This window comes from Streptomyces turgidiscabies Car8 (assembly GCF_000331005.1).
Taxonomy (GTDB): domain Bacteria; phylum Actinomycetota; class Actinomycetes; order Streptomycetales; family Streptomycetaceae; genus Streptomyces; species Streptomyces turgidiscabies.
This window is the reverse complement of sequence record NZ_AEJB01000681.1, coordinates 1-21,050: the sequence shown is the minus strand read 5'-3', so window position 1 is coordinate 21,050 and position 21,050 is coordinate 1. Positions and strand designations below refer to the sequence as shown.

The window sequence follows — 21,050 nt, the reverse complement described above, 5'->3', positions numbered from 1 at the left end:
CCCGGGCCTTGACGGTGGCCGGGGAACGAAGGGGGCCAGCGAAGCCCACACATGAAGGACACGCCTGTGAGAGCAGTCGAGGAATCCGTCGGTCCTGTGCGGCAGCCGGATACAGAGCGCAGCGCGGCACCCGGCACGCTCCCGGAGTGGAGGCGGATATTGCAGGAGGCGCCTGCCTGGACACCGGGCGTGTGGCTGACCGGCCAGGACGCCGAGGTGTTCAGGGCCTTGGTCACACAGTCCTACCAGGCCGGCGGGACTATTCGCGGCATCAGCGAGGTCATCGCCCGCTCGTATTCATCGGTGTACACCGCCCTTGACCAGGCGGGAGTCCTACGCCCGCGCGGAAAGCCCGTTACCCAGGGCCTCGCCGCACACCGGCCGAGCGGCGAATACCTCCAGCCCTTCGTCGAGCGAGTCATCCGGGAACGCATCAGTGACGGCACCTACCCACGCGGAAAGCGACTGCCTCCCGGCAGGTCGCTCGCCCAGGAGTTCGGCGTCAGCCCATCCACCGTCCACGAGGCGCTCAAGACGCTCCGGCAAGAGCGCGTCCTCGAACGCGCCGACGCCGACACGTTGGGCACGTGGGTCAGCCCACCGGACCCCCCTCAGTAGCGCCTCCACCAACCCCGGCAGCGGCCGAGAAGCCACAGAGCCCACAGCCCACATCAAGCCATAGGAAAGATCTTCTGCGGATGCCCGATCTCATCCACCTCGTCCCGCAGTACCCCGAGCACCGCCCCGGCCGTGCCGACCGTATCGCCGGCGTCATCCTGCACCTGCTGTTCGACCTGACTCAAGAAACCGCGCGATTCGGCTCCAGCAGCAACCCGTGGACGCACCTTGCCGCCTACGACACAGACGCCTTCGCGGCCTTCCTCCCCGGCGAGCTGGCATGAGCGCGCACATCGCTGCACGGGCCAAACGGATACTCCTGGCCATTGGCTGGCAGGACCTGGAGATACCCGCCGGCACGCCCCGGATCGAACTCGTCGACCCGTTACCGCAGCTGTCGGTGCGTCGCGCGAGCGTGCACGTGACCGGACTGCTGCTGCTCGCCTCCATGGTCCCTGTGACCAGCGGGATGGCGAGGGCCAGTGCCATGTACGGCGCGCCGTGGGGGCGGCGCGTGTTCCTGGCGTTCGTCGCCGCCCAGGTCGCCGCTGCCGTGATCGTGTTCTTCTGGCTCGCGTGGCGGGTGATCGCCCGCACCACACTCACCCAAGTCACCCAGCGGCAGCGGCTGCTCCAGCGCGCCGCTGCCGTCGCCTGCGGCATCGCGGCCATGTACACGGCCGCTACCCCACTCAGCGTGTTGAGGGCTGACCTGGGGATGGCGATGTTCGGGTGTGTGGTGGCGTGGCTGGCCCTGGAGGTGTGCCGGGACCACGGCGTTCTGATCGGCACCGGATTTCCTGCCACGGCCACCCAGCGGCTCCACGACTGGAAGATCGCGGGAAACGTCATCTGCGCCTGCGGATTCGGTGCCTTTTCCGCTACCGCCCTGACGTTCCTTGTCCGCTGGACCGGTATCGACGGCGTACCGGTGATGAACGGCGACCAACTGAACGCCCTCGGAGTCGGCCGCCTCACGAACCTCGCCGGAAGTGGGCCCGTTGCTGATCACCGACTACATCCGGGCCAGCCCAGACGGCCTCGCCGCAGAGGGCATCAACTTCGTCTTCGACGGCGGCACCGTCGAAGACGACACCCTCATCACCTTGCCCGCCGTACGGCCGGGGGGAACAGCCGGAGCTGACCGCGTGGGCGTTCGTCCCACCGGCTCAGCTCGCCGAATACTGCATGCCCTACCAACTTCGGAGGGTCACGGAGGCGCTGGCTGCGCTCGCCGACCCCGCTCAGCGCGGCTACCGCGTCAGAGGCCGCCATATCTGACCCGCCTGCCGACACCTGCCGACCTCCTACCCCGGTGCGGAGGGCCAAGCAACCACGGTCCCTTGATCTGGAGAAACCGATGCTCGAACCATCGCCCGAGAAGCAGAAGCCACCGTGGGCGCAGGAGCTGCAGCCCCTGCCCATCCCGTATCCGCCCCGCACACAGCTCAAGGGCGACGCCGCCGCCCTGTTCAAGAAGTGCGTGATAGGTGCGTACGGCAAGGGTGGCTCGATCCGTGACATCGCCGGGCGCACGAACCGCTCGTACGGGGTTGTCCACCGTGTCCTCGTCGACGCACCCGACGTAAAACTGCGCAAGCGCGGCGGACGGCACCGCCCTGTAGGCCCGACCGTCGCATAGGACACCCGGCGCGGAAGGAACACTGCCCCGACCCGTCCCCGCGGGCAGGGCAGTTCAGATCTCCGCGCTGGCACTCCGCTCTCGGCACTGTGGTCATGGACCACGATGCCCTACCCGCCGGATCTACCTGTCGCCGACATTGAGGTGCGCAAGCGATCGGGGCTGATACAGACCTGGACCCTACCGAGAGCCCAATCGACCCACATCCGCTCCGCCATCACGTAGCGGATCAAGGACGGCACCTATCGAGAAGGCAGCAGAATCCCCGGCACCAAGGCACTCACCGAGGAACTCGGCACCACCGAAGGCACTCTCAAGTCCGCCCTCAGACCGCTGAAGAAGCTTGGATGCCATGCTTCGCTTCCTGAATCCAACAATTGCCGATTTGATTACGGCTCTTGAAGAGGTCGCACCGTTTCCTCAAAGCGGATCGCATCATCAGGTGCTGCGCGGACCTGTGTGCGGTCCGAACGTGCCGGTCTCTGCCGATGAGTTACGCGGCGACTTGGTCCAGCAATTCGGTGACTCCCTCAGCGTGCGGGTACGCCTCGAACGCCGGAACGAGATCACGCACGAGGCTGACGCACCGCGGGGCACCGATACGCTGGGCGACCTGGAGTGCTTCCAGCGCGGCTTGGGCCGCGCGTTCGGGCTCTCCCAAGTCAAGGTGACTGCGGGCCTCGTAGGCACGGAAGACGCCACGGGTCTTGTCACGGCTGGGCGGCAGCAGCTTTCGGCCCTCGCGGATGAGCTGGTGGGCGCGGCGGCTGTCGCCCAGGTCCAGCAGAGCTTGTCCCGAGTCGACGGCCAGATCCGCGCTGGACATCCACGCGCACCACGCTGGCACAGGTTCCCCGGACGAGGCGTCGAGGAGATGCTCGGCTGCGGCGAGAGCACGCAAGGTGGCGCGCCGCTCGCCTTGTGCCGCCAGGGCCCGGGCGAGCCGGAGTTGGAGCAGGGACTGGGCAGCCGGGTGCCGGGTTCCGGAAAGGGCCCGTTCGAGAATGCCGGAGGCCGTGCGCGGATCGTCTCGCCAGGAGGCCTGGTAGGCGAGGTCGCCCAGCAGCGCCGCGCCCATGTCGCGGTCGCTTCCGGTGTGGGCGCTGTGCAGGCCGGCGATCCAGTACTGGCTGGCCTCGGCGTGCAATCCGTGGTCGAACCGATGCCAGCCCACGGTTTGGCTCAGGTTCGCGGCGAGTGCGTGGAGGCGCAGCTGGACCGGGCGGTTGTAGCGGCTGCCTTCGATGATGTCCGTGACCGTGGTCAGGAGCGTGTCGATCAAGGGTGCGGTGTGCTGGCGCTGCTCGGTCGCCTGAACGGTCAGAAGGGCGCTGGTCTCTTCGAGAAGGGCGACCACTTCCTCCCCGACGGCTTTGGTGCCGTGCACCGACTCAGTCGTCAGGGCCTGGGTTTCGGTCGACGCCCAGGTGCTGGCCAGTGTGACCAGAGCACTGCCGGAGATCGCGGTCAGGAAGGTACGGCGGGAAGAGCGTTCCATGGTCGTTCGCAATGCCTCTCGGAGGGCTTGCACCGGGCTGGCTGGACCGAGGGGGATCACCATGCCGCCGGCGCCCGGCAACCAGTTCGGCCACGAGCGAGGATCCACCGCTCCAACAGGTACCCCGAATACCTCGGCGATGTAGGTCTGGGAGTCGGCATCGGGGGTGACGCCCTCTGTCTCCCACTTGTAGACGCGTTGCTTGGTCGCACCCGATCTCAGGCCGCGGCGCTCGGCGGCACGGCGGATCTCCCGGGCGAAATCAACTCCTGTCAGCCCGCGCGCGATCCGGGCCTGCGCCAGCGGGTGTGTCTTCTCGGCCACGCTGTCATCCAATCACCGGTGCCTGCACTGAGCGTAGCCGCGAGCCAACCGGGATTACCGGGGGATGACCGTCAACTCCTTCTGCTGCAAGCACAGTTGATCGACACTCGATCACCCCGGCGACTGGGAGCTGGCCCCAGGGCAGTCTCAGCCAGCACCCACGGGCTGAGGACTTCTCTCGTCCATCACCAGTACGTCGGTCACCGGCGTCGCGTGCATGCATCGTGAAGGGAATTCAGGGATGCAGCAGTCACCACCCCTCCGCACAGCCCCGCTCCTCGCCGACGACTTCGCGGCGAGCGGGCGCCAGGTCCGCACGGACCTGGGTCAGCACTTCCTGAGGTCGCCCGAAGCAGCTCGCCGTCTCCTGGAGCGGGCGGAGATACCGAACGGAGGCCAAGTCCTCGAGGTCGGCGCAGGACTGGGCACGCTCTCCGCGACGATCGCCGCGGCGGGCCACCGCATCTGGGCGGTGGAGAAGGACCATCGGCTGCAGCCCCAACTGGAGCAGCAGCTTGGCGAGTTCGGCGACCGGGCCCGGATCACGATCGACGACGTCCGCCACGTCGATCTCGATCAGGGCCTGGAGGCGGGCAGCACGCTGGTGTCGATCATGCCGTTCGCCCCGGAGCTGGCCGCCGCTCTGGTGCGCCACGTGTTCGGCTCGCCGCGGCTGACGCGCGGCCTGGTGGTGATGCCGGCGCTCGGCGCCGAGCAGCTGGCGGCCGACGGGGATGGCGGTCTGCGGGTCGCCGAGGTCGACGGCATCGCGCGGGGCGACTTCTACCCGCCGGCGCCGTCGGTCCTGCGCGTGGTGGCGATTGAGAGGACCTGGCCGTGCTCGAAGTGATCGCCACCGGCTGCTTCCACTCCGCTCTCCCCGATGGCCGTGCTGCGCTCGCTGCCGTGCGGTCGGCGAAGGCGAACGGCGCGGTCGTCGTCGATGCGGGGGACTTCTTCTCCGGCAGCGCCTTCCACACCTTCTCGCAGGGACGGGTGGAGGAGCGACTCCTGTCGGAGCTGTACGACGCGGTCGTGCCCGGCAACCACGATCTTCCCGATCTGATGCGGCTGCGGGCTCCCGATCGCTTCCCTCCCGTGATCTGCGCCAACCTCCGCCCGCCTGCCGCGTTTGCGGGCCGCTGGGTCAGCGGACTGATGCTTCAGCGGGGCTCGCACCGTCTGGGCGTCGTTGGCTATCTGGGGCGGCAGGCCTTCGAGGCGATCCCCGACCATGAGCGGGCCGACTTCACGTACTGCGACCCGACCGCGGAGCTGATTGGGGCGGAGGCGGCCCGGCTCCGGGAGGCGGGCGCCGACATCGTCATCGGGGTCAGCCACACGGGTTTCCTCGCTGATGTCGCCGCCCAGGAGGCCGGTTGGCCGCTGCCTGTGGTTGTGGCCGCCCACTGTCACTCGCCGTGGTCGCACTGGACGGCAGCCGACCGTCACGTCGCGAAGCCGCCGGCGGGCGGAGCGGGTCTGCTGCGCCTGGCCCTCGATGCGACCGGCTGCCACCGCGTCGCCCAGGAGACCTGTCCGCCCTGCGCGTCGTCCGGCGACGGCCTGGAAGCCGACCTGGACGCGTACGGGACGTGGGGCAACGAGCTGCTCGGCACCCTGGACGCGTCGCTGGCGGACCGCCGCGACGTCGCGCGCCGCCTCACCGAACAGGCCCGCCGCAGCCTCGGAGCACAGACGTTCGTGCTCAACCTCTACACCTTGCGCGGCGGCCTGCCGCAGACCGTGACGCGCCAGGACCTGATGGCCTGCGCCCCGTTCGACAGTGACCTCGTCGTCCTGGACGCCGTCATCCCGCCCGATGTCCTGACGGCCCGGGCTCACGCAGTCGGCGAGGAACTCGTCGTCGCCACCTCCGACTCTGCTGCAGGCCCGGGCCAGGTCGCGACCACCGGCTACGTCGCCGACCGCCTCGGCTTGCCCGCACGCCGCGTCCATCCCCCGCGCACCCTGCGCGACACCCTCACCGATCTCGTTCGGAGTCCTCATGAGTGATGTGCTGACCCTGAAGGGCCGCGACCTGACCCACGGCCCGCACGCACCCGGCCAGCTTGCCGACGCCGTCACCGGCCCGGGCAGTGGCCGAGCCCTGGTCCAGTTCGATGGACAGGACCACACGCTGAACTTGGAACTCGGCCTGAGCCTGCTCTCCAGCCTCGGACCCGTCCTGTCCGTGTACCCGGGCGACGGCTGCTGGAGCGACCTGGCGGTCAGCATGGCCGCCGACCCCGGGCGCACGCACGGTGTCGGGGAGAACCGGCTGCACGTCGACCTGGTCGACCGTGACCGTCTGCCCCGCTACATCGCCCTGTACTGCGTCCGCGCTGACCCGTTGGGCGGCGGAGCGTCGGCGCTGGCCGATCTCTGGCATGCTGCCGACCGGCTCTCGGACAGCGACCGCACGCTCCTGGCCCGGCCGGTCTTCTCGTACTTCGCTGACAGGGACGTGCATGGCGTCGGCGCGAGCATGGAGCGTTTTTCCGTCCTGCCGGAGCACATCGACGGCAGTGCGCCGATCCGGTTCACCGCCAAGGCGCACCCGCACCTCGAACGCGGCGAACTCCTCGACGCCGAGGATCTCCAGGCGACCGCCGCGGCGTTCGGCCGGTTCGTCAACGCCGTCGTCGCCTGCCGCTCCGCCATCCGTCTGATGCCGGGCGACTTGCTTGTCTTCGACCAGCACCGCTACGCGCACGGCCGGATGCCGCTCGGCGAAGGCCAGGACTGCTATGGCGCCGACGAGCGGCGGCTGCTGCGGCAGACCTACGTCGGCGCTGGAGCGATCGGAGGGACACGATGATCCTCACGGGCCCCGCGATCCGGGCGTCGGTCGAGGCCGGGCAGATCACCATCACCCCGTTCGACGTAGATCTGCTGAACCCGAACAGCTACAACTACCGCCTCGGCAGGACACTGAAGCAGGTCACCAGCAATCCGGCCGACCCGACGTGCTCGGCTGAGACGGTCTCGATCGAGCTGCCCGACGAGGGGTACGTCCTGCGCCCGGGCGTCGTGTACCTGGGCGCGACCGTGGAAACCCTCGGCAGCGCCGAGTTCGTGACGAGCCTGATCGGCCGGTCCTCGCTCGGTCGGCTGGGCATGTTCCTGCAGATCTCCGCGGACCTCGGCCAGCTCGGCCCCGCCCACCGTTGGACACTGGAGATCAAGGTCGTCCAGCCGCTGCGGGTCTACCCGCAGATGCGGATCGGGCAAGTCAGCTTCTGGGCGCCGGTCGGCGACCGCCTGCCCTACACCGGGCACTACGCCCACATCAGCGAGCCCGCCCCGTGCTCGCCATCCGTGGCCGCCGGCCTCGGTGCGGCACCCCTGCGGCAGGGAGTGGCGGCGTGATCCTCACCGGTCCCGAGATCGAGGCACAGGTCAAGACCGAGGCCATTCGCATCAGCCCCTTCGACTCCGGGCTGATCCAGCCGAACTCCTACAACTTCCACCTGGGCGAGCGCATCGGCTGGTACTCCAGCGAGGTCCTCGACTGCGCCCGCGAGAACCCGTTCGAGGCGCACACCATCCCCGGCGAGGGCATGGTGTTGGAATCCGACCGCATCTACCTGGCCGCCACCCGAGAGGAGATCGGCAGCGACTCCTACGTGCCGATCATCCGCGCCCGCTCCTCGATCGCGCGCCTGGGCCTGTTCGTGCACTGCACCGCCGACCTCATCGACATCGGCTCCCACGGGCAGCTCACCCTGCAACTGCACGCCGTGCAGCGCGTAAAGATCTACCCCGGACTGCTCATCGGACAGGTCACCTTCTGGGTTCCACAGGGAGAGATCATCCTCTACGACGGGAAATACCAGGGATCCCAGGGGCCGCGCCCGTCACTGGTCCACCGCGATTTCGAAACCCGGTGACGCCCATGTCCCCCACATCCACAAGCGGCCCGGAGGAACGGGTGGTCGCCGTGGTCGCCCACCCGGACGACGCCGAACTGCTGTGCTACGGCACGCTGCGCAAGGCCCGCCAGGCCGGTGCAGTCGTGTCGGTCGTCGTCGTCACCCACGGCGTAAACGGCGTATCGGTCGCCGACGCCGACGCCGGCCGTCAACTCACCGAGGACGAGCGGGAGAAGGAGGTCACCGCCGCCTGGAACAACACCGGCATCGACGTGGTCTTCCTCCACCTGACCGACGGCGCGCTGACGGCCGACCTCCACCTGATCTCCCTGGTGGAGACCGAGCTGAAGCACCTTGGGTGCACGCTGCTCATCACCCACAGCCCGCGAGCGGCCAACGACCACCAGGACCACCTGGCGGTCGCCGCGTCCGCCGCGAACGCCGCCACACGCGTGCCGACGTGCCACACCGTGCTCCACGGCGAACCCCACGCCCCCCGCTCCGACTTCAGCCCGACCGTCCTCGTCGACGTCACCGACGTCGTCGACGACAAGGTCCGCGCCCTTTACGCGCACCACAGCCAGGGCGGCCGGTGGTACCTGAGCGAGGAGTACACCCGCCACCGCGCCGCCCAAGCCGGATGGTCCCTGCGCCCTGCGGCCGCGACCGCGGGGCGCGCCTTCGAGGCCTTCGAGACGACCCTGCTCACCCTCACCTTCGCTCCCTCGCGAGAGGACTCCGGACCTTGATCTACATCGAACAGCCGCCCTTCGCCCCGTGGTTGGGGTTCTGCGAGGCCCTGCTCGGCTGCGACACGGTCGTCTTCTACGACGACGTGCAGTACACCCAGGGCGGTTGGCAGAACCGAAACCGCATCAAGACCGCGGACGGAGTCGCCTGGCTGACCGTGCCCGTCGTCCGCCAGAGCGGCCAGCTCATCAAGGGCACCCAGATCGCGCCCTCCTTCGACCCCGACACGCTGCTGCGCCAGATCCGCCTTGCCTACGCCCGCACCGCCTACATCGACGAGGCCCTGAACGTGCTGCGCCCGGCGCTGACTTCCGGCCACAGGTATCTGGCCGACCTCAACATCGATCTGATCACCGGCCTCGCCACCGCGCTCGGTTCCCGGGCCCGTCTGCTGCGCACCTCCCAGATGAAGATCACCGTGGACGGCAAGACCGAGCGTCTGGCCCAGATCTGCGCAGCCGCCGGGGAACGGGTCCTGTGGGCTGGCTCCGGCACCCGGGGCTACCTCGACACCGGCGAGCTGGAACGCCACCGGCTGTCGGTTCGGTGGAACGAATTCGCCGACCGGCACCCGCAGTACGCCCAGGCATGGCCCCGCCAGGAGTTCATGGCGGGCCTGTCCGTCATCGACGCGGTGTGCGCCCTGGGGTGGGCAGGCACCGCCGCGCTGCTGCGTACCTCGTTCGACGCCTACTTCCCGCATGCCGAGAGTGCGGCATGAAGCGCCCGCTGATCGTGACCGGGATCGACCTGCCGATGGAGCCCTCGTGCGGGTCGACAATCTGGTGCAGCGACGTCTACCAGCGGCTCGCCGGCGACTTCCGGGTCCTGTACCTCGGCCTGCCCGGCAGCGGCACGTGGAAGCACAACTTCCCCGAGACCGCCCTGCTCACCGCCGACAAACAGCCCTACGGCCCGGACTTCGACGCCTACGCAGCCCAGCTGACCGACGAGGTCGCAGACCTGATCGGCGAGCACCAACCTGACCTCATCCACGCCCAGCACCTCGGATTCGGACTCGCGCTCGCGTTCGCCCGCGCGGCCGGCACCATCCCCGTGGTGTCCGTCGCACACGGCACCGACGTCATCGCCGCCGCCGGAAGCGAGCAGGCCCTTAAGGTCCTCACCGAAATCGTGGCGGCCAGCACCAAGGTGGTCGTCCCGAACACGGCCATGGGCTTCGAGGTGGACCGGCTCACCCGCCACGCCTACACCGACCGGCTGACGACCATCCCCTGGGGCCTCCCGCTCCCACCCGCGCCGACCGCCAGGCCCCGTCCCGGGCCCCGGCTGGACCTTCTGCACGCTGGCCGCCTGGACGCCAACAAGTCCACCATCACCGCGATCCAAGCCATCGCCCTCACCCAGGACACGCACCACCTCACCGTGATCGGCAGCGGCAGCGAACTCCCGCTGCTCAAGGAGCGCACCCAACGGCTCGGCCTGGGCGATCAGGTCACCTTCGAGCCGTTCCTGCCGCGCGAGGAACTGTGGCAGCGGTTCCCCGGATTCGACGCGCTGGTGTTCACCACCCGCCAGCTAGAGGCCTTCGGACTGGTCGCCGTCGAAGCCCAGGCTCACGGACTGCCCATCCTCTACGGCGACCTGCCCGGACTGGGCCACACGCTCGGCGACGGCGGTGTGGCCTACCGGCCCGGCGACGCACCGGCGCTCGCCGCGCTCATCGACCGCGTGGCCGCCGACGAGGCACTGCGCCAGGACCTGCACGGCGCGGCCACGGCCAACGCCCGCCGCCACAACATCGCCAACACCACCGCACAGATGACCCGCCTGTCCCAGACCGCGATCGAGGGGCGCCGATGACACCCACCACTGCCCTGTATGCCAGCCGGATGTGGCCACCGGTCCGTCGGGGGGCGGGCGAGGCCACCGATGCCACCCTCGACCTGCTTTACCACCTGGGTCTGGTGGCCCGCACCGGCGCCACCGGCGTCCACACCCTCCTGCCGCTGGGCTTACGCGTCCACGACCGGATGTCGGCGATCACCCGCAGTGCGTTCGAGAGGCACGGCGTGCTCACCTTCGCCGCCCCCACCCTGCAGAGCCGCCGACTGTGGGAGGAGACCGGCCGGTGGCAGGCCTATCAGCGCGAAGGCGCTCTGCTGACAGTGCGAAGCTCCAGCGGCGAGGAGATGTGCCTCGCGCCGACCTCGGAGGAGATCGCGACTGCCACCATCCGGGAGCACCTGCGCTCCTTCCGGGATCTGCCCGTGCGGCTCTCCTTGTCCACGAGCAAGTTCCGCGACGAACTCTCCCCGCGCGGCGGGCTGATGCGCGGCCGCGAGTTCACCATGGCCGACGCGTACACCTTCGACGCATCGGCCGACGCGATGCGCGAATCGGTGGACTTCCTCAACGACGCCTGCACAGCCGCCCTGACCGGCATGGGGCTGAGCGGGGTCTTCCGGGCCGCCGCCGACGGCGGCGCCATCTCCGCCGGACCCAGCACCGAGCACCTGGTGCTGTCCGACGCCGGACAGAGCACCATCGTGGCCTGCGACCACTGCGGCAACCGCGGCGACGGAGCCGTTACACCCGCGCGGCCCGCACCGCCACCCCCCGCGCCCGTCGTCAACGTGATCGCCTTCGTCCTCACCCACCCCGACGGCGACATCCAGCCGGCCGCCGTGGCCGTCCGCTCCGACCTCAAGGTCAGCGCCCGCAAGGTCGCGGCCACCACCGGAGCCTCACGGGTCGCCCTCATCGAGCCGCAGGACCTGCCGGGCATCCTCGGGAAAGAGGCCGGGACCCTCACCCCGTGGGATGCCGCGGACAGCCCCGACGACACCCTCCTGCTGTTCGACCATTCCGTCGCCGACCTAGACGAATTCTCCATCTCGGACGGCGCCGACGGACTGCGAGGCGGCGTGACCTGGAACGGGGACAAGGACCTTCGCGCCCTGAAAGTAAGCGGACGCGACCTCGCCGAGGCCTCGGACGGCAGCCGGTGCACCGTGTGCCCCGGGACCTACCGCGCCGTCCGCGCCGTCGAAGTCGCCCACGTCTTCGAACTCGGCACCCAGTACTCCCAGCCGATGAAACTCGCCTTCACCGACCACACCGGGCGCCAGGCCGTCCCCTGGATGGCCTGCTCCGGTATCGGCATCACCCGCTGCATACAGACCGCCGCCGACCTCCACCGCGACCACCAGGGCCTGCGCTGGAAACCCGGCACCGGCCCGGCCGACGTCCACCTCGCCGTGCTGCGCTCGGACCAACCGGAGATGCAAGAGCGCACCGACCGGCTCGTACAGGACCTCACTTCCCGCGGGCTGAGCCTCTTCGTCGACGACCGGCTCCTGTCCGCCGGGGAAAAGCTCCGCTACGCCCGCCTGCTGGGTCTGCCGCACGCCGCCGTGCTCTCCCCCGACCGCCCCGCCGAGGAGATCGAAGTCATCAGCCGCTGGACCGGGCGCATCAGCATCACTCAATCCAGCCACATTCCCCAGCTCGCCACCCGCGGATAACCCCAGGAGAAACGGCCAAGCCGGACTGGAATAGCGTCGCCGAAACACCCGTCACGGCGACGCTATTCGCCATGCCCAGACTTAGATAAGAAGCCGTCTATTCGCGTGAGTGGGCGATGGCAGAAATTCCCCGGCATTCCATCGATCCTGTTGACGTGCGGATGCTGCGGCCCCTAGCGTGATGCCCACCACAGTGAACGGGTCGTAGCTCAAGTGGTGGAGCACGGCAAAAGCGTTGCCGAGGAGCCTGGTTCAAGTCCGGCCGACCCGACCAGCTCAGTCGATACTCCGCGCCCGGCCAGGTCAGCGACCGTGACAGGGTGCGGAGTACCGCTGAAGGAATATCGACCTCCCACACACAAGGTCATGCGAACCCGGAAACGGTATTGATGAAAATTGCGATCACCGGCGGCGGCAGCGCCGGACACGTCGTTCCCGCTCTTTCCGTCGCCGCCCAGCTCGCGCAGAGCGGCAACGAACTCTTGTTCTTCGGGCGGGACGGAAGTATCGAACACGAGTACGCCGAAAAAGCCGAAATCCGTTTCCGCTCGGTGCCGTCCGCCGGGCTGAAGCGTTACGGTTCGTGGAGCAACTTGCGGATGCCTTTCACTGTCCTGCGTGGGATCGGGGCCGCCTGGCAGGCCATGCGCCGTGAGCGCCCCGACGCCGTGTTCAGCAAGGGCGGCTACGTCACCGTCCCGGTCGGCATCGCTGCCTGGTTGTGCCGCGTTCCGGTCGTCATCCACGAATCCGACCACTCCCTCGGACTCGCCAACCGGATCCTTGCCCGGATGGCGACCCGCGTCTGCCTCTCCGAACCGGCCCGAACCAAACTGCCGCGCCGGCTCGCCCGGAAGACGGTCGTCACCGGCCTGCCCCTCCGGCACGACCTCGGTGAGGGCAACCCGGACAGACTGCGCAGCCAGCTCGGCATCAAGCCCGGCGCTGAAGTCCTGCTGATCTTCTGCGGCAGCAGCGGATCCGCCCGCATCAACGACGCCGTACGCAGCCAACTGAACAACCTCTGCGACCGGTTCGCGGTAATCCACGTATGCGGCAAGGGCAACCTCGACCCGTCCCTCCACGGAACCGCCGACTACTGGCAGTTCGAGTACCTGCACCAGGAGATGACCGACGCGCTATGGCTGGCCGACCTGGTCATCGGCAGGGCCGGGGCCACGACGCTGGCCGAGCTGGAGGCGCTCGGCAAGCGCGCCGTTCTCATCCCGCTGCCAGCCAGCGTCAGCCGCGGTGACCAGCTGGTCAACGCCGAGGCGTACGAGCGTCGCCACGGGGGACGCTGCCGGGTCATCCATGACGACGACGCTCTGGCCGGCGGCGCCACGCTCGTCGAGGCCTGCCTTCACTTGGCCGGCGCACGCGCGAGTTTCAGCAGGCCGGATCCCGCCGTGATCCACCAGGCGGCCAGTCGCATCGCCGATGAGACCCTGTCCGCCCGGCCACGGCGCCGCCGAGCTCGCTAGGTCGCCCCACCTTAAGATCCCCGGCGCGGCCGCCTAGCAGCAGGCAGGTCACACGCCGGGGCGGGGAGCTGTTGCGATGACCTGCCGCGACTTTGTGAAGAACGCCTCCCTGAGATCCCAGATCTGGCCAGTCCAGCCCATCAGTTCGCGTCGCGCCGCAGCCTTTTCCTCCGTGGTGGAAGCCCCTGAGAAGCCGACCATGGAGGCGGCGATGCAGTAGTGGTCCATCGCCTCGTGCATCGCGGTAGCCGCCTCAGCAACGGAAGTCGGACCGAGCAGCAGGACAGCGTCGTACGCGGCGTAATGCATCTCCCACGCACCGCCCACTTTTTCCTCGAAGAAGGCGCGCCGCTGTTCTTCGAACCTGCCCTCGTCGTACTGGGCCGGGTCCAGGTACTTCTCAATGGACTCCGTCACTTCGTCGACCTGCTTGTTCGCCGTATCGAACACCGCGAGGAAGGCGATGTACGCCTCGCGGCGCTGCCCTCGCAACCACTGCTCGTGCTCCACCTGCGCCTGGTCGGTGGTCTGTCGGCGGCCTACGTAGATGCCGGCCAGGACACCGCCGACACCAAACACGCCAGCGGCCGCGGCCGCCACAACTGCCCCCCACGCTTCGTTCATGCAGTGCATCCTGCCTGTTTACGGGCCTCCGCCGCCACGCGATCATCGGTGCCCGACCGACGGCCATGAGAGGGACGCGTAAGACTTCACCCCGAGGCCTCGACAACGCCGACAGCCGACCGGCATGGCCCCAGGACGCCGGCTCGTGCCGGTGCAAGGCTTCGCTTCGCTTCGAGATCCAGGTCGTCCGGGGAGAGAACACCCGGCTGCGCCAGGAATGCGCGCCTCAAAACTGCCGTCTAGGTGATCATCAACGACAAGATTTATGTTCGCTAGGCGTCAGTTGTCACCATGGCCGTACATCTCGCGGATCTGCTCGTCGGTCTCGCCGCGGTGGTAGACGTGCCAGTGCAGGTGCTTGGACTCCTGGTACAGGCCGACGTTGGTGGTCACTGAGGCAGCGCCGTGCTTCTCACGTACCTGGTCCGCCACCTTGGCCACGACGCTCATGACCTCCGCCAGCAGCTCCGGGCCGCCGTCCCCCAGGTCCACAAGCGACGGAATGTGCTCCTTGGGCACCACCACGATGTGCACCGGATGTGACGGCTTGGTGTGGTGAAACGCCAGCACCCGGTCCGTCTCCACCACCCGCTCGATCTCCACGAGGCCGGGGATGGCCTGGTGGCAGTAGAAGTCCGAGACCTTCGCGGGGGCCGCAACAGCAGTGGTCACAGTTCGTCACTTTCCGTGTCTGTCGGTGATCTAGGCGCAAGATTACCGTCCGGCCACACAGCACACCTGCCGCACACCCACACCTTCCGTCCCCGAACTCCGCATCGAGGAAGGGAATACCGCGTGACTCCTTCCGCGTGCGAAGCTCTACAAGGGGGACACGCGAGTGCAGCGACCATCGGCCGCGATAGTCGAGCGCGCCGACATGCACATCAGGGCAGCGCAGCATCGCCGTCGACCGCTCCCGAGTCAGCCGGTGGATCTGCCACGGCGGCGAGGCTCTGCAACCGAGCGGCGAGCGTCAGCTGCTATTTCGCTGCTCCCCTGCACGGGCGACGTCCTCGTAGGTCTCCGCGAGGGACTTATTGATGTCAATGAACTGAGCGGCGCCGGCGTCGAGCCATCCCTGGTCGGATGACCATCGCAACGTGGCCGTACCGGGATCGAGCGCACTCTCCTTCGCGTCTCCTGGGACTGGCTTCCCTGACGACTTCTGCCCAGAGCCGACGACGGCGCTCCGCCTGCGGAGACGCGCCCATTGGTAGTACTTTTGGAACGGGCCGCTCCCGATGCTCGGAGCAGTAGTGTCGGGGCGGCGACGTGTTCGAATCGCGGCAGCCTGGCGGGCGAGCCAAGGACGCAGACGCCAGAGGCGGCGCACCCCGTATGCAGCGGCGAAGGCTGAGATCAGAACGCCTGACACGAGCATCATGGCCAGCAGCCAGTCGCGGGAGGCGGGTGGCACCGGGGCGTGCGACGGGTCGCCTCCGCTGGAGACACCGATCCGCTGCAGCGCCGAATAGATCCAGGCCGTGATCCCGCCGATCGTCCAAATGCCTATGGCGAGGGAAGCGGTCTTCAGGAACGACATGGCCCGTGCGACATGGGTGGCCACGGTCCCCGGGCTCTTGCCCAGGTCCTGGGCGGTCTCCTGTTGGGTGCGGCCGACCGCTTTGTTCAGCCACACTGCCCGGCGCTGCTGCGGTGGGAGCTTCCTTAGGGCCGCGTGCAGGTCGATGCGTGCCACCGTCTCGTCGCTGAAGTCCCGGACTGAAATTGCCGCCATCGTCTCTACGGACCCGGCGACTGCCTCGTCAAGGTGCTCGTCGTAGTAGCGCCGGGCCGCGTTTGTCAGCTCGTACCGCAGCACCGCGTACAGGTATGCGCGCGGGTGGGTGATCTTGCTGGGGGTGGCCAGTACTCGGGCGATGACTTCATGCACTAGGTCCTCGGGGTCGATCCGGGTGAGGCCCCTGGCATACAGCCGACGGCGGGCGTATCCCACCATCGCGTGTCGGTGCTGTACGCACAGCGAGTCAAGCGTCTCGGCGCGCGCTGCCTGCTCGTCAGCCACGACGCCTCCGCTTGGTTTTGGAACGCGTGCTGCCCTTGCTCCGGTTCTGCTCCACCTCGCGCTTGGCGCGGATGACGTCTGCCTTGCCGGCGGCTCTGATCCGGTAGGCCACGCTCTTTAGCAGGTTCTTAAAGCCGGGAGCGAGTAACACGATCAACAACAGCATGACGCCGGTGACCTCCACCGGTACCTCCCTTAGTCTGCGGCCTTCAGCGCCTCGCGGTCGAAGCAACGGCCGTGCAGACAAGGAGGAGCGCCTCGGCGGCGATTCTCTTGACACCGCTTCCAGGAATTTTCGGCTTCCGCCCGGTAAAGGCGGCGCCGAAGCGACCCAGGCCCAGCAGTGCATGGACATGGGCTGCGTCACGACGGAGGCTGTCCGCGACACTCCGTAGGATCGAACACATGAGCGTTTCTGTGAATGAAGGGCTGACGCTGGGGGCCGTCAGCGCGATCGTGGAGAGAAAGATCCTCACGACACGTGAGATCTCCCGGCCGGGTGAGCCGGTGTTCAACCCGGACACCGGCGTGTACGAGCCGGGTCCGCCTGTCACGGTGTACGAGGGGCGGGGCGGGGTGTTCCCTGAGGGCGGGCCGGGCATCGTGCTGCATCTGGAAGGACAGGCATACGTGGACGACTCCAAGTCCCGGTACAAGTTGCTCACTCCGCTTGCCGCTCCGGTTGCCTCCCGCGAAGACACGGTGACGATTACGGCCGCCGCCGATCCGGCTGCCGTCGGCCGCACTTGGCGAGTCCTCGATATCGGCGAGACTTCCACGCTTGCCGTCGTGCGTACGACCTGGTTGGACCAGGACACGCAGACGAGCGGCGGCACGTCGTGAGTGCGCCCATCGACACGGAGACGGAGCGGCAACGCCTGGAGGCCGAGGTGCTGGTCGACACCGTGCGCATCACCCGACCGACTGGTACCGCTGATCTGGACGCGGAGACAGGACTGCTCGGCCCGGTGCCCTCGGTTCTCGTCTATGAAGGTCGCGGCGCGGTGCTGTCCGGGCACGGCCAGGTCACCGCACAGCATGTTCTGGGGCGTGAGTGGCTGGACGACACGGTGTCCTGGTACCGGCTCCTCACTCCGATCTCCGCCTCCGTGCCGTCCCGCTATGACCGGGTGGAGGTTGTCGAGGCTGCGGCGGAGCATGCGGCGACTCTGGGGCGGGTGTGGCAGGTCCTTGATCCGTCAGAGGCCTCGACGGTGGAGATCGCGAGGGTTACCCGCCTGGACGAGATCACTCCGCCGTGATCGGGATCGGTCGGTACTGAGAGCCTCCCGTGAGCGATGAGTCGAGGCGGGCGGCGCTCGGAGGAGGGGAAAGCAGGCTGTCCGGCACAGGCCGTACGTTGAGTGGATGACGTTATTGGATAAGGAGAAGCCCGTGTCGGGCTCGGGTCTGCGTCCTGTGAAGGTCACTGCTTCCGGGCGTGGCGCCGTGGTGGAGCTCGAAGGGCACGATGTCTCGCGGCAGGTGGCCGCTTACACGATCAGCCAGAGGGCCAGTGAGGTGCCCGAGGTTGTCGTGTGGCTGGCGGCACATGCTGCCGGGGGCACCGTGTTTGACGGGATGGCCCGTGTGGTGGTCGGTGAGCCGCCGGATCCCGGGCCGGCTGCCGCCGCGTTCCTGGAGGCAATCGATGCCGGTCAGCTGGAGAAGGCGTCGTTGGCCCGGCACGATCTGATGGACGGCGGTCCGCACGAGCTCATCAGGGTCATGCTCGCCCAGCTCAGGGAATGGGCACTCGGCCAGTGGCAGGACGCCAACGAGCCTTCGACGTACGAGGAGTAGCCGGTGGCTTCCGTGCCTCCTGCCCGCCGGACGGCTGGCGCGTCTTCCAACGCTGCTGTGATCGCGGTCCAGTTGGACGCCCGCGCCCTGGGCACTCTGCCTGGGGTGACTGGGGTGGTCCGTCACTACGCGATGCTGCTGGAGACGCGTATCAAGGCCAAGGCGAGCGGGAGGCCGGGCCCGAATGCGCCGACCGGTGACTACCGTCGGTCGTGGACGCATGAGGTGTCGTCGGACGGCGTGTCCGTCACGGCCGTGGTGGGCACCAACAAACCTCAGGCGAGAAGGCTGGAGTTCGGCTTCGTGGGTCCGGACTCGCTGGGGAGGGTCTACAACCAGCCGCCGTTCCCCCATGTCGGCCCGGCCGTGGAGGAGATTCGCCCGCTGTTCGTGGCGACGCTCGGCGAGACGATCGGCGACGGGCCATGAGCGGCGGCGGCAGGTTCAGCCCATATCTGCATCACGCGGTCGTCGAGGGCGTCGACGACGGGGCACTCGGATCGATGGTCGGCCCTTCTCCAGCAGGCCAGGTGGTGTGGGACCGGGCGGGGATGCTTCGGTTCGCCGTGCTCGATATCGAAGCCGACGTGGCAGCTGGCCGTCGCAATGGCGGAAACGAGGAGGAATAGGTATGCCCGTCTCCGGACGGCTTGTGTCGTTGGCGGCGCAGTCCATGCTCGCTACCGCGACGACTCGATCATGTGGATACGGCACTGCGCCGACCGCATCCAGTACGCCTACGGGCGCGGTCATCCCGTACAGCGTGCTGTACCCGCTGGGCATCACCACCTCCGGTCCGGCATACGGTGACGCCGACGCGGACGCGCGGGTCCTGTTCCAGGTCACCTGTGTCGCCTCCACGGCGGAGCAGGCGGAGTGGATGGCTGACAAGGTCCGCGCCGCGGTTCTCGGGCGCACGGCCAAGGGCGAGTTCGTCACGGCGATCGCCATCGCCGGGTGCGCGGTGATCGGCAGGGAGCTGGACAAGGAGGAAGGCGTCACGGTCAGCGGTGGCGTATACAGTTATGTACAGCGGTACGTCCTTACGGTGACCACTCTCGGGTCCTGACGTATCGGCCACCTCACCGCGGAGGCCCTGTCGCGGACGCCCGGCCATACCGGTACGGGCCGTATCCCTCTTTCGCGTCATGCGAGTTGTGGGGGACGGGCCTCCGGTGCACGCTCCTGAGGCTTGTTCCCGGAGAGCGAGAATCAGTGGCCATTACGCAGCAGCGGTACATGCGCCGCGGCGTCACGAAGTTCCTTTTCCTCAAGGCCGTCAGGGCGGACGACAACGTCCCCGTGCGGCCAGAGCTGGTCAGTCCCAACGCCACCGAGCTGTCAGCGGCCATCAGCGACATCGAGGGCTGGGCGCTGGAGAACACCGCGATCGATACCCCGGACATGGCGAGCGAGTTCACGTCGAACATCCCGGGCGAGGACAAGGCCGACAACAGCTCGCTGACCTTCTACGAGGACAAGGTCGACGACACGCTGGAGTCTCTCCTGTCCAAGGGCGTGGAGGGGTACGTCGTCATCTTCCGCAAGGGCGACATCCCAGGCAGCAAGTCCATGGACATCTTCCCCGTCCGGGTCGGCAGCCGTGCGGCTGCCTTCACGGCGAGCGCGGAGCCCGCGAAGTTCAAGGTCAGCTTCGCCATCACCGCCGAGCCCACCCTCGACGCCGCCATCCCGGCCGCGGCCTGACCCGAGGGGATTCCACATGACCACGACCACGAGACACGAACCGCCCGCGCAGGCCGTAGCGCGGGATGCGCACTGGTCGGCGAAGATGGCCCGGCTGAGGGCCCGGAAGCTGCCCCAGCGGCCGGTGACGTTCGTCGACGATCCCCGGCTGAAGACCGCCGTCAGCGAAGCGGCGCTGCAACTCGCCAAGGCCCGCACCACCGCCTCTGCGGAGTCGATCGAGCAGGGTGTGGCGGAGGAGGCGCGGGAGCAGTGGGTCCAGGTGCACCCGAACGTGCTTGCTGCCCTCTCTGCGGTGGAGTCTGCTGAGAGTGCGCTGGAGGAAGGGACGATCCGGCTCGTCTTCCGGGCTCTGCCCCGGCCGGTGTGGGCGGACCTGCTGGGTGAGCATCCGCCGACCGAGGCCCAGGCGGACATGGGGCACGAGTACAACGTCGAGAGTTTCCCCGCGGCGTTGATCGCCGCTTGCTCGGTGGACGGTATGGAGGAGAGCGAAGCGCAGGAGCTTCTTGACGAGTGGTCCGATGCGGAAGCCAAGGCGCTGTTCACCGCCGCTCTCCTGCCCAACCAGACGCTGCGGGCCGACCTGGGAAAAGGCTGACGGATGATCCGGGCTTCCGGGCGGAGATGGAGCTGTGCGCTCAGTACGGCATCCCGCACAGCCAGTTCACGGGGGCCGGCGAGGGGCGCTGGTCGGCCCTGGACCGGGCGAAGGCCCTGGCGTGGCTGGCGTACGCGCGCGCGGTGTGCGGCAGCTGCGGAACCCGGGCCGGTGAGTGGGATGAGGCGCACGGCGGGGACCGGTTCGCCTACATCCCGGAGACGACGCGCTGCCCGGGGTGCGAGCTGATCGAGATGGAGCGGGACCAGGTGCCGGAGGGTCCGGACGGGCGCGGGGTGAAGATCGGGCTTCGGCCCCGGAAGGACACGTAGCCGTGGCCGGCGCCTACAACCTGTACGTCAACATGATGGCCAACTTCGGTAACCTGACGAGTGGTCTGCGCACGGGAGCGACCCAGCTCCGCGCGTTCGACGGGCAACTCGGCGGTGTCAACAACCGGTTGAACCAGGTCCAGAACGCCACCCGGCAGCTCGCTCGTGCGCAAGCTGAGGCTTCGGCGCAGATGGTGCGTTCTCAGGCGCAGGTCACGCAGGCTGCGCAGCGTGCCGCCCGGGCCCAGCAGATAGCCGCCCGCGCGCAAGCGGTGGCC

The 21,050-nt window shown here is 68.4% G+C and carries 29 protein-coding genes and 1 tRNA gene; 25 read left to right on the top strand and 5 right to left on the bottom strand.

Annotated elements, in window-relative coordinates; genetic code table 11:
- The first annotated feature begins 159 nt into the window (after window positions 1-159).
- The 4 genes from STRTUCAR8_RS51085 to STRTUCAR8_RS47145 all read left to right on the top strand — a co-directional run bounded on the left by STRTUCAR8_RS51085 (window position 160) and on the right by STRTUCAR8_RS47145 (window position 2,260).
- The gene (locus STRTUCAR8_RS51085; RefSeq protein ID WP_234372454.1) at window positions 160-618 is read left to right on the top strand and encodes a winged helix-turn-helix domain-containing protein; all 459 of its coding nucleotides are present in this window, start codon (window positions 160-162) and stop codon (window positions 616-618) included.
- 80 nt (window positions 619-698) lie between these two features.
- Window positions 699-902, top strand: a complete 204-nt coding sequence (locus STRTUCAR8_RS47155; protein WP_006383624.1) for a hypothetical protein — start codon at window positions 699-701, stop codon at window positions 900-902.
- Window positions 899-1,762: a hypothetical protein gene (locus STRTUCAR8_RS47150; protein ID WP_006383607.1), complete on the top strand. Its 864-nt coding sequence runs from the start codon at window positions 899-901 to the stop codon at window positions 1,760-1,762. The genes STRTUCAR8_RS47155 and STRTUCAR8_RS47150 overlap by 4 nt, the downstream gene beginning before the upstream one ends.
- Window positions 1,763-1,978: 216 nt before the next feature.
- Window positions 1,979-2,260: a helix-turn-helix domain-containing protein gene (locus tag STRTUCAR8_RS47145; RefSeq protein ID WP_006383610.1), complete on the top strand. Its 282-nt coding sequence runs from the start codon at window positions 1,979-1,981 to the stop codon at window positions 2,258-2,260.
- A gap of 493 nt (window positions 2,261-2,753) precedes the next feature.
- Here STRTUCAR8_RS47145 and STRTUCAR8_RS47140 read toward each other — a convergent pair whose 3' ends face one another.
- A complete protein-coding gene (locus STRTUCAR8_RS47140; protein ID WP_006383632.1) occupies window positions 2,754-4,082 on the bottom strand; it encodes an NsdA family TPR-like regulatory protein in 1,329 nt (442 codons plus the stop codon).
- 241 nt (window positions 4,083-4,323) lie between these two features.
- Between STRTUCAR8_RS47140 and STRTUCAR8_RS47135 the strand changes: the two genes are divergently transcribed.
- The 11 genes from STRTUCAR8_RS47135 to STRTUCAR8_RS47085 all read left to right on the top strand — a co-directional run bounded on the left by STRTUCAR8_RS47135 (window position 4,324) and on the right by STRTUCAR8_RS47085 (window position 13,679).
- The gene (locus STRTUCAR8_RS47135; protein WP_006383637.1) at window positions 4,324-4,932 is read left to right on the top strand and encodes an rRNA adenine N-6-methyltransferase family protein; all 609 of its coding nucleotides are present in this window, start codon (window positions 4,324-4,326) and stop codon (window positions 4,930-4,932) included.
- Window positions 4,920-6,098 (top strand): metallophosphoesterase, encoded by a 1,179-nt coding sequence (locus STRTUCAR8_RS47130; protein ID WP_006383657.1) that lies wholly within the window; start codon window positions 4,920-4,922, stop codon window positions 6,096-6,098. Before STRTUCAR8_RS47135 ends, STRTUCAR8_RS47130 begins: the two co-directional genes overlap by 13 nt.
- Window positions 6,091-6,903 carry a TauD/TfdA family dioxygenase gene (locus tag STRTUCAR8_RS47125; protein WP_100247810.1) on the top strand — a complete coding sequence of 271 codons (813 nt, stop codon included), beginning with the start codon at window positions 6,091-6,093 and terminating at the stop codon, window positions 6,901-6,903. The genes STRTUCAR8_RS47130 and STRTUCAR8_RS47125 overlap by 8 nt, the downstream gene beginning before the upstream one ends.
- Window positions 6,900-7,454, top strand: coding sequence for a dCTP deaminase (locus STRTUCAR8_RS47120; RefSeq protein ID WP_006383601.1), 555 nt, complete (start codon window positions 6,900-6,902; stop codon window positions 7,452-7,454). The genes STRTUCAR8_RS47125 and STRTUCAR8_RS47120 overlap by 4 nt, the downstream gene beginning before the upstream one ends.
- Window positions 7,451-7,975, top strand: a complete 525-nt coding sequence (locus STRTUCAR8_RS47115; RefSeq protein ID WP_006383606.1) for a dCTP deaminase — start codon at window positions 7,451-7,453, stop codon at window positions 7,973-7,975. The genes STRTUCAR8_RS47120 and STRTUCAR8_RS47115 overlap by 4 nt, the downstream gene beginning before the upstream one ends.
- Before the next feature lie 5 nt (window positions 7,976-7,980).
- Window positions 7,981-8,706 (top strand): PIG-L deacetylase family protein, encoded by a 726-nt coding sequence (locus STRTUCAR8_RS47110; protein WP_044474111.1) that lies wholly within the window; start codon window positions 7,981-7,983, stop codon window positions 8,704-8,706.
- Window positions 8,703-9,428, top strand: coding sequence for a WbqC family protein (locus STRTUCAR8_RS47105; RefSeq protein WP_006383651.1), 726 nt, complete (start codon window positions 8,703-8,705; stop codon window positions 9,426-9,428). Before STRTUCAR8_RS47110 ends, STRTUCAR8_RS47105 begins: the two co-directional genes overlap by 4 nt.
- Entirely contained in the window at window positions 9,425-10,531 is a 1,107-nt protein-coding gene (locus tag STRTUCAR8_RS47100) for a glycosyltransferase family 4 protein (RefSeq protein ID WP_006383615.1), read from the top strand. Before STRTUCAR8_RS47105 ends, STRTUCAR8_RS47100 begins: the two co-directional genes overlap by 4 nt.
- Window positions 10,528-12,195 (top strand): proline--tRNA ligase, encoded by a 1,668-nt coding sequence (locus tag STRTUCAR8_RS47095; RefSeq protein ID WP_006383631.1) that lies wholly within the window; start codon window positions 10,528-10,530, stop codon window positions 12,193-12,195. The genes STRTUCAR8_RS47100 and STRTUCAR8_RS47095 overlap by 4 nt, the downstream gene beginning before the upstream one ends.
- A 198-nt stretch (window positions 12,196-12,393) precedes the next feature.
- Window positions 12,394-12,469: transfer RNA gene (locus STRTUCAR8_RS47090), tRNA-Ala, on the top strand.
- Window positions 12,470-12,584: 115 nt separating this feature from the next.
- Complete coding sequence (locus STRTUCAR8_RS47085; RefSeq protein WP_006383630.1) at window positions 12,585-13,679, top strand: UDP-N-acetylglucosamine--N-acetylmuramyl-(pentapeptide) pyrophosphoryl-undecaprenol N-acetylglucosamine transferase; 1,095 nt, start codon at window positions 12,585-12,587, stop codon at window positions 13,677-13,679.
- A gap of 48 nt (window positions 13,680-13,727) precedes the next feature.
- On the opposite strand, the gene STRTUCAR8_RS47080 is transcribed toward STRTUCAR8_RS47085, so the two are convergent.
- The 4 genes from STRTUCAR8_RS47080 to STRTUCAR8_RS47065 form a co-directional block, all read right to left on the bottom strand.
- Window positions 13,728-14,303: a hypothetical protein gene (locus tag STRTUCAR8_RS47080; protein ID WP_143666486.1), complete on the bottom strand. Its 576-nt coding sequence runs from the start codon at window positions 14,301-14,303 to the stop codon at window positions 13,728-13,730.
- A gap of 279 nt (window positions 14,304-14,582) precedes the next feature.
- Window positions 14,583-14,975 carry an HIT family protein gene (locus tag STRTUCAR8_RS47075; RefSeq protein ID WP_006383650.1) on the bottom strand — a complete coding sequence of 131 codons (393 nt, stop codon included), beginning with the start codon at window positions 14,973-14,975 and terminating at the stop codon, window positions 14,583-14,585.
- A gap of 301 nt (window positions 14,976-15,276) precedes the next feature.
- The gene (locus STRTUCAR8_RS48615) at window positions 15,277-16,329 is read right to left on the bottom strand and encodes an RNA polymerase sigma factor (protein WP_006383622.1); all 1,053 of its coding nucleotides are present in this window, start codon (window positions 16,327-16,329) and stop codon (window positions 15,277-15,279) included.
- Window positions 16,322-16,513: a hypothetical protein gene (locus STRTUCAR8_RS47065; protein WP_006383648.1), complete on the bottom strand. Its 192-nt coding sequence runs from the start codon at window positions 16,511-16,513 to the stop codon at window positions 16,322-16,324. The genes STRTUCAR8_RS48615 and STRTUCAR8_RS47065 overlap by 8 nt, the downstream gene beginning before the upstream one ends.
- A gap of 221 nt (window positions 16,514-16,734) precedes the next feature.
- Here STRTUCAR8_RS47065 and STRTUCAR8_RS47060 point away from each other — a divergent pair, with 221 nt between their 5' ends.
- The 10 genes from STRTUCAR8_RS47060 to STRTUCAR8_RS47020 all read left to right on the top strand — a co-directional run.
- A complete protein-coding gene (locus STRTUCAR8_RS47060) occupies window positions 16,735-17,172 on the top strand; it encodes a DUF6093 family protein (protein WP_158697509.1) in 438 nt (145 codons plus the stop codon).
- Entirely contained in the window at window positions 17,169-17,591 is a 423-nt protein-coding gene (locus STRTUCAR8_RS47055; RefSeq protein WP_006383604.1) for a DUF6093 family protein, read from the top strand. Before STRTUCAR8_RS47060 ends, STRTUCAR8_RS47055 begins: the two co-directional genes overlap by 4 nt.
- A gap of 106 nt (window positions 17,592-17,697) precedes the next feature.
- On the top strand, window positions 17,698-18,132 hold the full coding sequence (locus STRTUCAR8_RS47050; protein ID WP_143666484.1) for a hypothetical protein: 435 nt from the start codon (window positions 17,698-17,700) through the stop codon (window positions 18,130-18,132).
- 105 nt (window positions 18,133-18,237) lie between these two features.
- Window positions 18,238-18,561 carry an HK97 gp10 family phage protein gene (locus STRTUCAR8_RS47045; RefSeq protein ID WP_143666483.1) on the top strand — a complete coding sequence of 108 codons (324 nt, stop codon included), beginning with the start codon at window positions 18,238-18,240 and terminating at the stop codon, window positions 18,559-18,561.
- Complete coding sequence (locus STRTUCAR8_RS53670) at window positions 18,558-18,761, top strand: hypothetical protein (RefSeq protein WP_006383628.1); 204 nt, start codon at window positions 18,558-18,560, stop codon at window positions 18,759-18,761. Before STRTUCAR8_RS47045 ends, STRTUCAR8_RS53670 begins: the two co-directional genes overlap by 4 nt.
- Before the next feature lie 2 nt (window positions 18,762-18,763).
- On the top strand, window positions 18,764-19,201 hold the full coding sequence (locus STRTUCAR8_RS47040; RefSeq protein WP_006383626.1) for a hypothetical protein: 438 nt from the start codon (window positions 18,764-18,766) through the stop codon (window positions 19,199-19,201).
- Window positions 19,202-19,347: 146 nt separating this feature from the next.
- Window positions 19,348-19,839, top strand: a complete 492-nt coding sequence (locus STRTUCAR8_RS47035) for a phage tail tube protein (protein WP_006383642.1) — start codon at window positions 19,348-19,350, stop codon at window positions 19,837-19,839.
- Between the two features lie 16 nt (window positions 19,840-19,855).
- A complete protein-coding gene (locus STRTUCAR8_RS47030) occupies window positions 19,856-20,440 on the top strand; it encodes a hypothetical protein (protein WP_006383640.1) in 585 nt (194 codons plus the stop codon).
- Window positions 20,441-20,466: 26 nt separating this feature from the next.
- Window positions 20,467-20,772: a hypothetical protein gene (locus STRTUCAR8_RS47025; RefSeq protein ID WP_052350956.1), complete on the top strand. Its 306-nt coding sequence runs from the start codon at window positions 20,467-20,469 to the stop codon at window positions 20,770-20,772.
- 2 nt (window positions 20,773-20,774) lie between these two features.
- Window positions 20,775-21,050: hypothetical protein (locus STRTUCAR8_RS47020; protein ID WP_044474106.1), on the top strand; the 276-nt coding region annotated here is incomplete at its 3' end.